The 15106-nt window shown below is 44.2% G+C and carries 14 protein-coding genes; 5 read left to right on the plus strand and 9 right to left on the minus strand.

Going from position 1 to position 15106, the window contains the following annotated elements:
* Positions 1–73 precede the first annotated feature (73 nt).
* From AB4140_RS09230 to AB4140_RS09240, 3 genes are all read left to right on the plus strand, one after another.
* A complete protein-coding gene (locus AB4140_RS09230; RefSeq protein WP_102440163.1) occupies positions 74–1375 on the plus strand; it encodes an amidohydrolase in 1302 nt (433 codons plus the stop codon).
* Positions 1376–1445: 70 nt separating this feature from the next.
* Positions 1446–2771: a M16 family metallopeptidase gene (locus AB4140_RS09235; RefSeq protein WP_372000690.1), complete on the plus strand. Its 1326-nt coding sequence runs from the start codon at positions 1446–1448 to the stop codon at positions 2769–2771.
* On the plus strand, positions 2771–4219 hold the full coding sequence (locus AB4140_RS09240) for a M16 family metallopeptidase (RefSeq protein WP_372000692.1): 1449 nt from the start codon (positions 2771–2773) through the stop codon (positions 4217–4219). Before AB4140_RS09235 ends, AB4140_RS09240 begins: the two co-directional genes overlap by 1 nt.
* A gap of 158 nt (positions 4220–4377) precedes the next feature.
* Here the strand turns inward: AB4140_RS09240 and trmL are convergent, their stop codons facing one another.
* The 4 genes from trmL to AB4140_RS09260 form a co-directional block, all read right to left on the minus strand.
* Positions 4378–4842, minus strand: coding sequence for a tRNA (uridine(34)/cytosine(34)/5-carboxymethylaminomethyluridine(34)-2'-O)-methyltransferase TrmL (gene trmL, locus AB4140_RS09245; protein ID WP_102476589.1), 465 nt, complete (start codon positions 4840–4842; stop codon positions 4378–4380).
* A 74-nt stretch (positions 4843–4916) separates the two neighbouring features.
* Positions 4917–6302 carry an ATP-binding protein gene (locus AB4140_RS09250; RefSeq protein WP_102440167.1) on the minus strand — a complete coding sequence of 462 codons (1386 nt, stop codon included), beginning with the start codon at positions 6300–6302 and terminating at the stop codon, positions 4917–4919.
* Positions 6302–6988 (minus strand): response regulator, encoded by a 687-nt coding sequence (locus AB4140_RS09255; protein ID WP_102440184.1) that lies wholly within the window; start codon positions 6986–6988, stop codon positions 6302–6304. The genes AB4140_RS09250 and AB4140_RS09255 overlap by 1 nt, the downstream gene beginning before the upstream one ends.
* Positions 6989–7214: 226 nt before the next feature.
* Positions 7215–8657: a cytochrome C biosynthesis protein gene (locus tag AB4140_RS09260; RefSeq protein ID WP_372000694.1), complete on the minus strand. Its 1443-nt coding sequence runs from the start codon at positions 8655–8657 to the stop codon at positions 7215–7217.
* Positions 8658–9197: 540 nt separating this feature from the next.
* On the opposite strand from AB4140_RS09260, the gene AB4140_RS09265 reads away from it, so the two are divergent.
* A complete protein-coding gene (locus tag AB4140_RS09265) occupies positions 9198–9704 on the plus strand; it encodes a Spy/CpxP family protein refolding chaperone (RefSeq protein ID WP_102531192.1) in 507 nt (168 codons plus the stop codon).
* A gap of 65 nt (positions 9705–9769) precedes the next feature.
* Complete coding sequence (locus AB4140_RS09270; RefSeq protein ID WP_102440170.1) at positions 9770–10639, plus strand: cation diffusion facilitator family transporter; 870 nt, start codon at positions 9770–9772, stop codon at positions 10637–10639.
* 162 nt (positions 10640–10801) lie between these two features.
* Here AB4140_RS09270 and AB4140_RS09275 read toward each other — a convergent pair whose 3' ends face one another.
* The 5 genes from AB4140_RS09275 to AB4140_RS09295 all read right to left on the minus strand — a co-directional run bounded on the left by AB4140_RS09275 (position 10802) and on the right by AB4140_RS09295 (position 15102).
* A complete protein-coding gene (locus tag AB4140_RS09275; RefSeq protein ID WP_303412399.1) occupies positions 10802–11317 on the minus strand; it encodes a gluconokinase in 516 nt (171 codons plus the stop codon).
* 223 nt (positions 11318–11540) lie between these two features.
* On the minus strand, positions 11541–12956 hold the full coding sequence (glnG, locus tag AB4140_RS09280) for a nitrogen regulation protein NR(I) (protein WP_372000697.1): 1416 nt from the start codon (positions 12954–12956) through the stop codon (positions 11541–11543).
* 30 nt (positions 12957–12986) lie between these two features.
* The gene (gene glnL / locus AB4140_RS09285) at positions 12987–14024 is read right to left on the minus strand and encodes a nitrogen regulation protein NR(II) (protein ID WP_102440173.1); all 1038 of its coding nucleotides are present in this window, start codon (positions 14022–14024) and stop codon (positions 12987–12989) included.
* A 126-nt stretch (positions 14025–14150) separates the two neighbouring features.
* Positions 14151–14699, minus strand: a complete 549-nt coding sequence (locus AB4140_RS09290) for a DUF4124 domain-containing protein (RefSeq protein WP_102440174.1) — start codon at positions 14697–14699, stop codon at positions 14151–14153.
* A gap of 91 nt (positions 14700–14790) precedes the next feature.
* Positions 14791–15102: a pyrimidine/purine nucleoside phosphorylase gene (locus AB4140_RS09295; protein WP_102440175.1), complete on the minus strand. Its 312-nt coding sequence runs from the start codon at positions 15100–15102 to the stop codon at positions 14791–14793.
* Positions 15103–15106: the final 4 nt, after the last annotated feature.

Genomic DNA, 15106 nt, shown 5'->3' on the forward strand with positions numbered 1-15106 from the left:
CAAAATATTTAACAATTCAAGGGATACGCTGTAGATTGAAATACTACAAAAATGATAAAAACATGGATGATTTATGCGCTTAACGATACTTGCTGCTTGCCTTGCGGTTGCCTCTGGCACTTTTTCTGGTTCGATAATGGCTCAAACCCCTAACGCAGCACAACTTGCAAGCGATGTTGAAGCTAAGGTGTTGGAGTGGCGCCGTGACTTACATCAGCACCCTGAACTGTCTAACCGCGAGTTTAGAACCAGTAAAGTGATTGCCAAACACCTTGAGTCTTTAGGCTTAGAAGTACAAACCGGCATTGCGCACACTGGTGTAGTGGCGATATTAAAAGGCGCAAAGTCTGGGCCGCTAATCGGCATTCGCGCAGATATGGATGCGTTGCCAGTCACAGAAGAGGTTGATTTACCTTTTGCCTCCAAAGCCACTGATACTTATCGTGGCCAAAAAGTCGGCGTGATGCATGCCTGTGGTCATGACACTCATGTGGCGATGTTAATGGGCGTGGCAGAGAATCTGGTCAAGTCTAAAGACAGCCTCGCTGGCGATGTGATGTTTATCTTTCAGCCCGCAGAAGAAGGCGCGCCAGCGGGTGAAGAAGGCGGCGCAGAGTTAATGCTTAAAGAAGGCTTATTTGCTAGCCGCAAACCTGATCAAGTGTTTGGTATGCACGTAACCTCAAGTATGCCCACAGGGATGATTGGTTTGCGAGCAGGCCCTGCGATGGCTTCAGAAGATTCATTTACTATTACGGTAAAGGGTCGCCAAACCCATGGTTCTCGTCCTTGGGGCGGGGTTGACCCGATTGTGGCTTCTGCGCAAATAATTAATAGCGTACAAACCATTATTAGTCGCCGCGTTGATGTGACTAAAGCACCGGCAGTGGTGAGTTTTGGCGCCATTAATGGCGGTATACGCTCGAACATCATTCCTGATGAAGTTGAGTTGATTGGTACTATCCGAACCTTTGATCAAGATATGCGCGCCGACATTAAAGTAAAACTAGCTGAAATCGCGACGCTTTCTGCTCAAACCCTCGGCGCCACTGCCACCACAGAGATTGATGCAGGTTATCCAGTTACGGTTAATAACCCTGAGTTAGTCGCAAAAATGCGTCCGGTTATTCGTGAGGTTGTGGGCGATGATAATCTCATTGAGCCAGGGCTTATCACCGGCGCTGAGGACTTCTCCTACTATGCGCTTGAAACGCCGGGGCTGTTTTACTTTTTAGGGGTGACGCCAGCAGGCACAGATCCTGCCACTGTCGCCAGTAATCATTCGCCAGCATTTTTTGTTGATGAAAAAGCCTTAAAAGTGGGCGTTGAAACCATGACTCAGCTGGCATTAACTGCGCTAGGCGCGGTGAATTAAGCGATAAAAATACTAACAACGGGTTGTAGCAGGCCTGTTGTTCATTGCAATGACTTACAAGGAAACCATTATGAATCGCAACATCAGCGCGTTATGGGTATTACTCAGTTGCTGGGTGAGTACCGCGGCGATGGCCACCACAGTCGAGGATATCAATAGCTTTACTCTGGATAATGGCATGAAAATTATGGTGCTAGAAGATAGCAGCATACCCAATGCCAACATGTATTTGTTTTGGAAAGTGGGTTCTCGTAATGAGGCACCGGGCATTACTGGGATCTCGCATTTTTTCGAGCACATGATGTTTAACGGCTCAAAAAAGTATGGCCCTAAAATGTTTGACCGCACCATGGAAGCCGCGGGTGGCGCTAATAATGCTTATACCACTGAAGACACCACGGTATACACCAATTGGTTTCCTGCCAATGCGTTAGAAACCATTTTTGATCTCGAAGCTGATCGCATCGCTAACTTAGATATTAATTCGCAGATGGTAGAAAGCGAGCGTGGTGTGGTGCAATCAGAGCGCACCACAGGGCTTGAAAACTCCAACTGGCGCACCTTGCAACAAGAAGTAAAAGGTGCAGCGTTTAGAGCTCACCCTTATAGCTGGCCTGTGATTGGCCATGAGTCAGATATTGCCGCCTGGTCGCTAGCGGATTTACAGCAATACCATAAGACTTACTATGCGCCCAACAATGCTGTGGTGGTGATCGCAGGTGATGTTAAAACCGCGGAGGTGAAGCGTCTAGCGAAGCAATATTTTGGCGTCATTGCCGCCCAGCCCGCGCCATTAGCCGTTCGCACTGTAGAGCCGCTGCAAAAAGGTGAGCGCCGAGTATTTGTTGAAAAAGCCTCTGTCACTACCCCTAATGTGCTGCTGGCGTATCATGTGCCATCCACGAAACATGCCGATTATTATGCGCTAGATATACTCAGCACTATTTTCAGTGAAGGTAATAGCTCACGGCTTTATCAAGGCTTGGTGGATAAGCAACTGGCCTCCGATGTGATGTCATATTTGCCGATGTCATTTGACCCTAATCTGTTTTACTTTCTTGGGGTCGCCAATGCAGGGATTGATGCATTGCAATTAGAAGCCTCAATGATTGCCGAGATAAACCGTATTGCCCTTGAAGGCGTTAGCGAGCAAGAGCTTGAAAAAGTGAAAAACATCAAGCTAATGGATTTTTATCGCACCATGCAAACCATCAATGGCCGCGCTAATACTTTAGGTCGTTATGAGCTGTATTTTGGCAGTTATGACAAACTATTTAGTGCGCCTGCAGCCTACAATAAGGTAACCGTTGCTGATATTCAGCGTGTTGCGCAAACCTATTTACGTAAGGCCAATCGCACCGTGGGTGTGTTAGCCGCCACAGAGGGAGCTGACTAATGATGTCATTGATAAAGCTTAAAAAGACCAGCGCCTTAACGGTATCAGCCATAGCGCTTGCTTGTGGTGTGGGGTTGGCGGGCTGCAAAGCCACGACTGAGTCAAGCAAGCCCCTCGATACTGGCAGTTTCAGTATGCCGCAATATCAATCCATTACCCTTAAAAATGGCTTATTGGTTAATTTGATGGTGCAACAAGAAGTACCGATAATTAACTTTAATGCCGTTGTGCGCGCAGGGGCGGTAAACGACACCACATCTGGGGTGTCGTATATGACAATGAAAAGTTTATTACTGGGCGCCGGTGTTAAAAGCAAAGCTGAAATTGAGCAGATGGTGGACTTTCTCGGTGCAAGCTTATCTACAGCGTCAGGGCGTGAAAGCATGATGCTGGAAGCGGATTTTATGAGTAAAGATCTTGATACCATGCTCGATATTATCCAGCCAGTGCTCATAAGCCCTGACTTTGACCATAGTGAATTTGAAAAACTCAGACAGCGCGAAATTGTTGGCTTGTCACAAGCGAAAGAAAGCCCACGGGCGGTAATCGGTCGTTACTACAATAAGTTGATATTTGGTGAGCATCCTTACGCCAATCCGATATCAGGCAACAGTAAGTCATTAGCTGATATTAATGTCACTCAGCTACGGGCCTTTCATCAAAGTTATTTTCAGCCAAAAAATACCGCCATTAATGTGGTGGGTGACTTTGATATCGCAACCATGAAAGCCAAGCTGTCAACGGCATTTGGCGGCTGGAAAAACACTGACACTGCGGTGCAGCCTGATTTAACACAAGGGCTAGCGCCATTAACTGCCAGTAAGGTGTTATTAGTTGATAAACCCGATGCCATTGAAACCACTTTTGTTATTGGCGGTTTGGGGATTAAGCGCGATAACCCTGATTATGTGGGGCTAACGGTAGTCAATACCATTTTAGGGGGCCGTTTTACCTCATGGCTTAATGATGAGTTACGGGTTAACGCCGGGCTCACTTATGGGGCGCGTTCTGGCTTTAGTGCCTATTCTGCTGCAGGGGTGTTCTCTATCAGCACCTTTACTAAAACCAGCACCACCAAAGAAGCCATGGATTTAGCTTTAAAAACCTATGGCCGTTTATGGGAGCAAGGCATTGATCAACAAACCCTAGATTCAGCCAAAGCTTATGTCAAAGGTCAGTACCCTCCTAAGTTTGAAACCGGTGGCCAACTGGGCGAGTTACTGGCTGATATGTATATCTATAACTTTGATGATGCATTTATTAATGAGTTTCAAGCCAAGGTCGATGGGCTGACATTAGCCGAAACCCAGCGTCTCATTAACCGTTACTTTCCAAAAGACAATTTGCAGTATGTGCTTGTTGGTAACGCGGCTCAGATTGCCGATATTGCCAAAGAGTATGGTGAGGTTACTAAGGTTAATATTACCGATGTGGGCTTTGGCCAATAAGCTATCTCAGCGCGGAACAGGTTAAATAAACAAGCCTCGCATTATTGCGAGGCTTTTTGTTGGCTGCATTATGTGATTGGGATGAACCACTTAGTCTGAACCACTTAAGCCAGATTGATGTTTGAAACTTACCGTGGTTAAAACCTAAAACCTAAAACCTAGCTGGCGCCAGCAAAGTCCAATTGACGCCAAGCCTCATAGCTAATAATCGCCACTGAGTTAGACAGGTTCAAGCTGCGACTGTTAGCCGTCATCGGAATACGTAAGCGCTGCTCAGTGGGAATCGACTCAATGACATCCATAGGTAAGCCACGGGTTTCGGGCCCAAATAACAATACATCATCAGCAGCGAACGACAGCTCAGTATGAGGACGACTACCTTTGGTGGTGCAGGCCATAATACGTTTACCTGCCATGACGTCAAGGAAGGCTGCAAAATCTTTATGACGGGTGATATTGGTTAAGTCTGAGTAATCTAAGCCGGCGCGTCGAAGTTTTTTCTCTTCTAAATCAAAACCTAATGGCTCTATTAAATGTAGCTTAGCGCCATTATTGGCACAAAGACGGATAATGTTACCGGTATTAGGGGCAATTTCTGGTTCATAAAGCGCAATATGGAACATGGATAGCTACCTTCATTGATTGAGCTGGGAATTATACGCAAAACCAGCTGCTGGTGGTAATCAATTCACAATGTTCAATTCGAACGGCAGATCCGCTCAGGCAGGCTAATCACCACCTTGAGCCCATGGGGGGCAATATTGCTGGCATGTATCTCGCCTTTATTGAGCTTGATGGCGGCTTGGGTAATCGCCAGACCTAAGCCCCAACCACCTGATTCTCTGTCTCTTGAACTATCAGGGCGATAAAAAGGCTTAAATATTTTCTCTAACTCAACGTCTTCAATACCAGGACCATCGTCTTTAATGGTAATGACGACCTGTTGGTGTTGCTTTATTGCAGTGATTGAAATGTCACTATTGGCATAGCGAATGCCATTACGCAGTACATTTTCAATCGCCCGAGAAAGCGCTTTGGGGTAGTGATCTAGGCTAATGTTTTCTGGTATATCAATGAGTAATCTTTTCTGTTGTTGCTCGGCTTCAAATTCAGCATCATCAAGAATTTGACTGAGAGACTCGGCAAGTTCTAAGTGGACTTTATTTTCAGTATTACTGATGGTCACTCGCGATAAGGTCAGCAATTCTGCAATCAAAGCTTCTAGCTGCTCAGCTTCATAGCCAATGCGCTCAATCTCGACGCTGCTTTGTTGTTTTTTGCGAGCCAGCGCTAAAGAGAGTTGTAAGCGCGTCAAGGGGGTACGCAGTTCATGGGAGATATCACCCATTAGGCGCTGCTGGTTATGCATCATGGTTTCAATGGATTGCGCCATGGTATTGAATGCTTGTGCTAACTCGCCCATTTCATCGCCTCTGGCGGCAATACTGTCATCGACTCGAGCGCTTAAATCGCCGCTAGCAAGAGCGTTAGAGCTATGCTTGAGTGAGCGAAGTGGTTTGCCTAAATACCATGCTAAAAAGCCACATAATATGCCAGATAAGATCATGGCGATAATAGTGGTTAATAATTTATGGTCATTAAAGAAAAAGAACCAAGGTCTAGGGTGGTTATCTGGTACGCGACTGTAGATGCGATATTCTTGTTCCCCAGCAGTAAAAGTGTAAGGTCCAAAAATCAATTCATCACGGAACTGATGGCTCATTGGCGCGTTAAACTCTTCACTAATCAGCAAGAACTCTCTAAAGGTTCTAGGGACTTGCCTGCTATTAATCACAAGGTCTTGGTCATTGGTGATATAGAACTTAATCATTTTGCCATTTGGACTGCGATGGCGATGCAAGCGTTTTAAAGCTTTGTGATCTTCGAGTAATTTAGGATCTTCAATAAATGGTTTAGCTGTGCGTTTAAGTAGCTGTTGCTGCTTGGCTGTCATTGGCTGTTTGTCGTGGTTTTGCTGCAATAAAGGCAGTACAGCCACAAAGCCAATAATTAAAGAGCTGCCAAGCCAAAAGCCCAGCAGTAATTTGACAAATAAACGATTTAACGAAGATAGCTTAATCATTATGGGATCCAGATATAGCCTTTACCACGGATGGTTTTTACTCGAGGGCGACCATCGTGACGTTCAGGTAATTTTTTGCGCAGATTGGATAAATGCATGTCTAAACTGCGGTCAAATGGCATCAGTTTTTTACCCAAAACGGTTTCACTGAGCTGCTCTTTAGTGACCAAATCGCCTGCTTGAGTGATCAAGCTATGAAGCAATGAGAATTCAGTGCCGGTAAGAATAATAAGCTGATCATTACAGTACAGCTCTTGTCTGGCTTGATCTAAGCTTAAATCACCAAAGCTAATGGTATCTTGGGCGCCTGCATCTGCTTGAGTGAGGCTAGAACGGCGTAAAATAGCGCGTATACGGGCCACTAATTCACGATCGTTAAACGGTTTTGGCAGGTAGTCATCAGCGCCAATTTCTAACCCTACTACTCGGTCAATTTCATCGCCTCTGGCGGTAAGCATCAGCACTGGAGTTTGCTTTTGGGTGCGCAGGGCGCGCAGCACTTCAAAACCATTGAGTTTTGGCAGCATGACGTCTAATAAGATTAAATCAAAATCTTGATTCTGCGCAAAGTCTAGCCCTTGCTGACCATCAAATGCTTGAGTTAATTCAAAGCCTTCTAGCTCTAAAAGCTGGGCTAATAACTCTGATAAACCTGCGTCATCATCGACTAATAAAATTCGACTCATGGGATCCTCGCTCAATAATAAGCATTCACTATATAACGAATGAATAGCCAAGTTTAGCAACATTGCACTCTTTTACATATTGGCCAACTAAGCTGTGGTTATTGTTTAGTGATAGCTATAAATGGGCTGGAACAAGCAATAAACTAAGCTGGTCAGTCTAATCAAAATAGCCAATAGCGAGTGCCACTTAATAGCACTCGCATTGATAATGTTACCAGATAAAAAATTAGACGGCTTTTTGCTTATAGCGCTTAATTTTTACCACAATATAGGTAAGTAAAATTGAGCCGGCAATTAACCCAACAGAGAACACCACGTTTTGCAGTGCCATAGGGTTAAGGACCAACATGCTGCCTAAGCCTAGCATCATGATCCCAGACATTAACTTAAGTACTTCACCTTCTTTTTCAGTGAGCTTACGTTTACCTAATGTGGCAGCAAAAACAATGACAATCGTCGCTAATGGAATGATATAGATAAGGTTATAAGCGATGAGGTATAAATAGCGCTGCACGGTATCTACCCCTGAGATTGATAACACTGAAGTGTAAATCATCGGGAAACCCGCGGTGCAGAGTAGCTCGTAAGCATTGGCCATAATCGCCAGTAATGCCGAACCCAATATTAAGCTTGGTAAAGAGCTAGCTTTAGATAATTTGCCCATGCGTTTGATTAAGCTGCCGCGGTTTTCAACTGACATAGACAAACTGACATCGCCTTTACCAAAAAAGAAATCTTTAATATTCACTACTGCCGCCACCAGTGCGATAACTCCTGCGCTAGTAATTATCCAGCCGCCATCACCACCGCCAAGTAACTGGAATAAGTTTAGCCACGCGCTCATAAAGATAAAGTAAATAAAGCCCGAGAAAAACACAAAGATACCGCCCACTAATAACATGCGGCCACGACTACCGGCATTCACCATAATGCTAAGCAAAAATAGCAATACGAAGAAGGCACAAGGGTTAAAGGCATCGACGCCGGCGAGGACTAAGGTCAACACAGGAAGTGACATTTGCTCTGGTTGTACTGCACCAATTAACGGAATATCAACGGGCTGGATATGTGGCGTTGAATCGAGCTTTGCTTGTTCGCTAGTAGTCGTACTAAAGTTCATCCCACAAGTGCTGGGGTTATTTGGATCTGAATCATCAGCACAGGTTTCAAAAAGCGGGCTACTAGCAGTGGTTTTTTCGGTATAGAAATCAGCCATTAAGTCTTTGCTTGGCAAGCTGCCTGCATTTCGTTGATAACAAGCCTCTAGGCGCTGCAGAATATAGCGTCCGGTGACATCATGGCTGTTGTAGCCAGTAATGGCTTCGCCACAGACGGCGAAATAAGGCACTGACTTGGGTTCAACCCCGGTTAATTCGCCCACGGCCATGAGTTTGTCGACACTGCCAGGCTCGCTGATAAGGTAATCTTGTAAATGAATCCAGCTATAGCGCTCTGCTAAGGCATCTATAAAAGGGTGAGCCTCCTTACAATGTGGGCAGGTCGCAGACCAAAAAAAGTGTAAGTTAATCTCGGGGCCGGCTTGGGTTTGATTAACCCAAATACTGGCATTGGGTTCGTGAGGACTGGGTGTCACGTTACTTTGTGCAAAACCACAGACAGAAAATAATAAACTACTAATAAAAATGATATTGCTGACAACTTTGTTCATCCATAACCTCAATTCAATCATTTACCGCATTTAGTCACTCATAACATCAGTCATTCACTCTTAGCTGCAGTCTTTTGTCACATGCGCTTAAATTATCTCTGATAAGTCGCACTCGCTATAAAGCTAATGTCTCATAATGTTAACTACTTAGCGCTAACTTTGATGTTACAAGTGTAACTTTGTTCATTATGAAAATGATCAAACCTTTAATACGTGAGCTTGCTCCCATTCTCTGCATCGAGGTCGTGATTATGGGCAATTTTATTGAATAACAAGATGTGTGTTGATTAAAAAATGGTCTTTACATTTTTTTACTGAGCCAACACCCTCATTGACATTGCATTCGCTAAACTTGTTTCATTCCTACGAAACAGTATGTAGGTGACCCCAGATCCCGTTATCAGTGCGATGTTCATTTTCATGCTGACAACACAAACGATTTTGAGCCTAAGGTGAGTTTTTGATTGGTTACATTTGATGGATTAAATGGTTAACCGTCGGTCTTAGCGGGTTCAATAACTTGAGATAAAAGGTGAGATTATGAAAACACGATTAAAGATGAAAAGCAGCGTTTTAGCTCTAGTAGCATCATCAGCATTATTAGCTGGTCAACTTTATGCCGCAGAGCCTGCAGATACCTCAGTTAAAACTGAGCAAACCCAAAAAGGTGAACGTGCTCACGGCGGCAAACATCACGGTAAAAGCATGCATAAAGGCGTACGTAAAATGCTACGTTCTTTAGATCTTACCGAAGCGCAAAAGACTGACGTTAAAGCGATTATGGCTAAGTACAAAGCTGAAAAAGGCGAGCGTCCTTCAGCACAAGAGCGCAGTGCACATAAAGCAGACATGTTAGCGTTAATTACTGATGCCAACTTTAATGAGTCTCAAGCTGAGCAAATCATTGCTGCTAAGCAGGCGAAGCAAACACAACAAATGATGAATTTCTTCAAAATGCAAAATGAAATCTATCAAATTTTGACAGAAGAGCAGCAACAGAAATTTGAATCACGCTTTACCAAGGTAAAAGGTAAAGGTTCTCGTTAAATAAACCAAGACTCCGCTATAATAGAGATTAACTAAATGGCTTAATTACTAGTGTTTTCTCTATTATGACTGCAGAATCTGAATACGATTTTTGGGTAAAACTTGCCAGCCGAGCCGCGGTGGCAACAGCATTAATCCTGATCGTGATAAAACTACTCGCTTGGCTCTATTCAGGGTCGGCGAGTATGTTAGCTTCCCTTACTGACTCCTTTGCTGATGCCTTAGCATCCATAGTGAATTTCATCGCTATTCGCTATGCCATTTTACCCGCTGATGACGACCATCGATATGGTCATGGTAAAGCCGAACCTCTTGCATCACTTGCCCAATCTGCTTTCATCTTAGGCTCAGCATTTTTGTTGATGTTTTATGGTGGCGAACGGTTAATTAATCCGGTAGAAGTGGCCCATGCAGGCCTTGGGGTCATTGTCTCCATTATTGCCTTAGTCATGACTTTTGCCTTGGTGATACTGCAGAAAAAAGCCTTAGCCAAGACCAACAGCACCATAGTCGAAGCGGATTCATTGCATTATAAATCAGATTTATTTTTAAACGGTGCAGTATTGCTGGCATTGGTATTAGCACAATATGGCTGGTGGTGGGCTGATGGCTTGTTTGCAGTATTGATTGCCTTATACATTGGTCATCAAGCATTTGATTTAGCGTATCGCTCGGTTCAGTCGTTATTAGACAGGGAGCTGGATGAAGAGACTCGGGCGCAGATTGTTGCCATTGCCACCGCGGATCCGCGGGTGAATGGTATTCATGATTTACGGACGCGTCAGGCCGGTAAAACCACCTTCATTCAATTTCATATTGAATTAAATGGGCAACTGTTATTACTTGAAGCCCACGAAATTACTGATGGCACTGAAGATCGCTTACGGGCAGAGTTTGAAGATGCCGAAGTGATTATTCACCAAGACCCGATTTAATGGCTGATGACATCAATTGCAGTTGATACCGCAGTTAATAATACTGTTGCTATCAAGGGCAATATTAGCCAAATAAAAAGCCTTAACTGTTATATGCAGTTAAGGCTTTTTTACATCTGCAGCCAAGTGATGAGTTCGGTTTTGATAATGTTGCGGTCGAAATTAACTTGATTCTAACTCGGTTAAAGCTTTTAAAGCTTGCTGGACAATGGCTTCAATAGAATTATCAATATTGACAGTGATCACGTCAGGCTCATTGCTTGGATCTTCTAAGGTGGCAAACTGGCTATCAAGCATGTCAGCTTTCATAAAATGGCCATGACGGGCTTGAATTCTTTTTAAAATTAGTTGGTAACTGCCTTCAAGATACAGAAATACCACATGATTATTGCCCTCGCGTATTTGCTCGCGATAGCTTTGTTTTAATGCTGAACAGACAATCACTGCAGTTTCGTTTTTTTGTTCAATGCTAAATGCAGCATCCCTTATGCGCTCAAGCCAAGGGGCGCGGTCGGTATCATTGAGCGCTTCGCCCTTGGCCATTTTGATGATATTGGCTTTAGGATGTAGATCGTCACCGTCAATAAACTTAGCCTTGATAACAGCAGCTAAGCGCGCAGCAATGCTACTTTTTCCGCTGGCACATACGCCCATGACAATAATGCTTTTTGCGGCCATTTTCAGTCCTTGCAGTTATGTTGAGCGATATACTTCGCGGCTTTACAGCTCATGTGTTTGTGGTAATTGAGGGTTGTTACTCGCTCCATATTCGAAGCTCTGAATAATGCTTATACTCTGAGTTAATAGTGCTTAAACTACAAAACTAAATCAATATAGTCATAAAAAAGGAGTCATTTCATTATCGAAATAGGACTCCTTTTAGGCTGAAATAAGCAGGACTTTAATCCATTTCAAGCTCTTTTAGCTTGCGGGTGAGGGTATTACGCCCCCAGCCTAAACGTTTAGCGGCTTCTTGTTTATGGCCTTGAGTATGCTTTAGTGCGGTTTCAAGTAAAATTCGCTCAAAGGCAGGTTGCACTTCAGTTAATAAATCACTTTCACCGGCAGAGAGCTTTTCATCAATCCATTGGGTCAGCGCCATTTGCCAATCAGAAACACCATTAACACGCTCGCTGGCACTGATGGGATCTTTTAGCAGCTCAGGCGGTAAATCCTGAGGCAGGATTTCTTGCCCCGATGCCATCACTGTTAACCAGCGGCAGGTATTTTCAAGCTGACGCACATTACCCGGCCACGGCAGTTGCTCAAGTTTTTTAGCGGTTTCTTTAGTGAGGATTTTAGGCTCAACGCCGATTTCTTTGGCGGCAGTGGCAAGGAAATGGCTTGCTAACTGAGTAATATCCTCACGGCGCTGAGAAAGCGGTGGTAAATGTACTCTTATAACATTGAGACGATGAAATAAATCTTCACGGAAATCGCCTTTTTGCACCAATAATTCTAAGTCTTGGTGGGTTGCGGCAATAATACGTACATCAACTTGCACGGCAAAGTGACCACCAACCCGATAAAATTGCCCATCAGCCAATACCCGCAATAGACGGGTTTGCACATCTAATGGCATATCACCAATTTCATCTAAGAATAGTGTGCCGCCATTGGCTTGCTCAAAGCGCCCTTGGCGCACATTAGCGGCACCGGTGAAGGCACCTTTTTCATGACCAAATAATTCAGATTCAATCAAATCTTTGGGGATTGCTGCCATGTTAAGGGCAATAAAAGGGTTTTCTTTACGGGGGCTATGTTTATGCAGCGCCCCAGCAACTAACTCTTTACCGGTACCAGACTGACCGTTAATAAGCACACTAATTGATGAGCGAGATAAACGGCCAATAGCGCGAAACACCTCCTGCATTGAAGGCGCTTCACCAATAATTTCTGGTGTTTTAAGCTTTTCTGGCTCAGCTACAGGCGGCGGTACTTGCTCTGTTGCATGGGTCAGTGCGCGCTCTACCAGCGCAATGGCTTCATCAATATCAAAAGGCTTTGGCAAATATTCAAATGCCCCTGCTTGATAGGCACTGACGGCACTATCCAGATCCGAATGAGCCGTCATGATGATCACCGGAATATGCGGATAGTGCATTTGCAAGCGATCAAGCAAGGTTAAGCCATCGGTACCCGGCATACGGATATCAGATACGATGACAATAGGCTGAGATATTTCTAAGGCTTGCCATAACGACTCTGCAGCGGCAAAACTTGCCGTTGTCAGTTTAGCTCCCGCTAAGGCTCTTTCTAAAACCCAGCGAATCGAGCTGTCGTCATCAAGGATCCAAACTTGTTCGCTTATGTTCATATCACTTCCTCTTGAGCCATCATTGGCAAATTATTGTAATGGCAAAATAATCGTAAATTCTGTTTGTCCTGGTGCCGATATACAATCAATCCGACCTCCATGTAATCGTGCAATATTATGGGCGATGGATAATCCTAATCCTGAGCCCTCCTCACGGCCGGTGACCATGGGATAAAACAAGGTATCTAATAGGTCTGCAGGGATCCCTGGGCCGTTATCGATAATCGACAATGCCAGTACCAGCTTAAAACGCTTAGTGCCTATGGTGACTTGATGCTGGGTGCGAGTGCGGATGAGTATTTCTCCGCCATTAGGATCTAATGCTTGCGCGGCATTTTGCACCACATTGAGCACCGCTTGCTGTAATTGATCAGCATCCATGTCCATATCGGGGATTGAAGGGTCATAATCTCGCTCCAAGCGGATATTGCTTGGTAGGGTTAGCTCGACTAAGCGCAGCACTTTTTGAACTATTTGATGAATATTGTGGGTTTCATGTTGAGTCGGGCGCTGAGGGCCCAATAGTTTATCAACTAAATTTCGTAGTCTATCGGCTTGCTCAATAATCAGATCGGTAAATTCTTTAAGGCTTGGGTCTTCTAGTTCCCGAGATAATAGTTGCGCCGCGCCTCTTAAGCCACCTAATGGGTTTTTAATTTCATGGGCGAGGTTACGCACTAAAAATTGTGCCGCCTGTTGCTGAGCATCTAAATTAAGTTGTTGATGAATACGATGTTGTTGATCAACTTGACGTAGTTCTAGCAGGCTGATGTTGTCTTCACTTTCCATCGGTATCAGGGTGATATCGATGATGTGGTGTACGCCATCAAGAGTAATTAACGCCGCAGTGTTGACGGTGATCCCTTGATTTGCGTTAACTGAGTCTTGGAGGAGCTCGGCTTCAACGCCCATGAACTGATATAGCTCAGGTAAACGCTGCTCTAGTAATTTATTGCTGCCAATACCAAGAAGTTGTTCAGCTGCAGCATTGGCATAACGCGGCCGTAATTCGTTATCGATAACGAATACAGCGGTAACCAAATGATTCAGCAGATTGTTCATGTCCATCAAGTGTCCTGCAAAGTAGAGTTGCACTACTATGTTGCACCAATATGGTGCGATGCGCAACTTGTTCTACACTGGCAACTTGTTAAAACAATCTCAAATTCATAATATTTATCTTTTTGATATATATCACTTTTTACTTGGCAAAGGTCGAGGCTTTGCGATTGAGAAAACAGATGCTTGGTGTAGAAATATCTTTCTTGGAGAACTTGATGCAAGGACTTTGCCGTTTTGGGTCAAAACTTTAACCACGAGATTATGTTCACCGCGATTCACTTCGGTAACATTAAAAATACTGCTTGATTGCGGCTGACCATAAAGTAAGTCGTCGATATACAGCGCCATTAAAAAGCCACTGGGTAATTCTGGTGCAGCACTGGCAACCACAGTAAAGTTGCCATTGTTATTGCGAATGGTTTCTTCTTGGGTCGGATTAACAATACGTACCCGATACTCTACTGGTTTAGCTTCTTTTGGGCTGCTGTCTGTTTCTATGACGGTGGGCGCAGCAACACTGTTTTGGGTATTTTCACTCAATTCTACTTGTTCAGCATTTTCTCGTGGTTGGTCGCTGTAATGTACATTTCCTTGTTCATCAACCCAGCGATACACGGTGGCATGACTGATAGAAAAGATAACACTGCATAAAATAAGAGTTATTAATAAGGTTAAACGCATTTGGGGTTCCTTCACCTTCAGCTTTAAACTTTATAATATTAGCCTCTTTTGAATTAAAGATCAGTATTAACTGCTGATTAACATAGGCTAATTACTTGTACTCGCAGCAATATTCGCTAATTTCATGGGTACGAATTTTAAAGGTGACTTTCGCATCAAGTGTAAACAGTTGACCTGCTGGAACGGTTTGCCATTCACTCTTGTTGGGTAATAGCACCTCAAATGAACCTGAAGTCACATTCATGATTTCAGCGACAGCAGTGTCAAAGCTGTATTCGCCCGGCAACACTACTCCGAGAGTCTGCTGGCTTCCGTCATTAAAATGAATGGTACGACTGATGACTTTACCTTCAAAATAAACATTGGCTTGCTTGGCTACGTTAACGTGATTAATGACGGTCATATTA

The organism is Shewanella sp. 10N.286.51.B2, assembly GCF_041469265.1.
Lineage (GTDB): Bacteria > Pseudomonadota > Gammaproteobacteria > Enterobacterales > Shewanellaceae > Shewanella.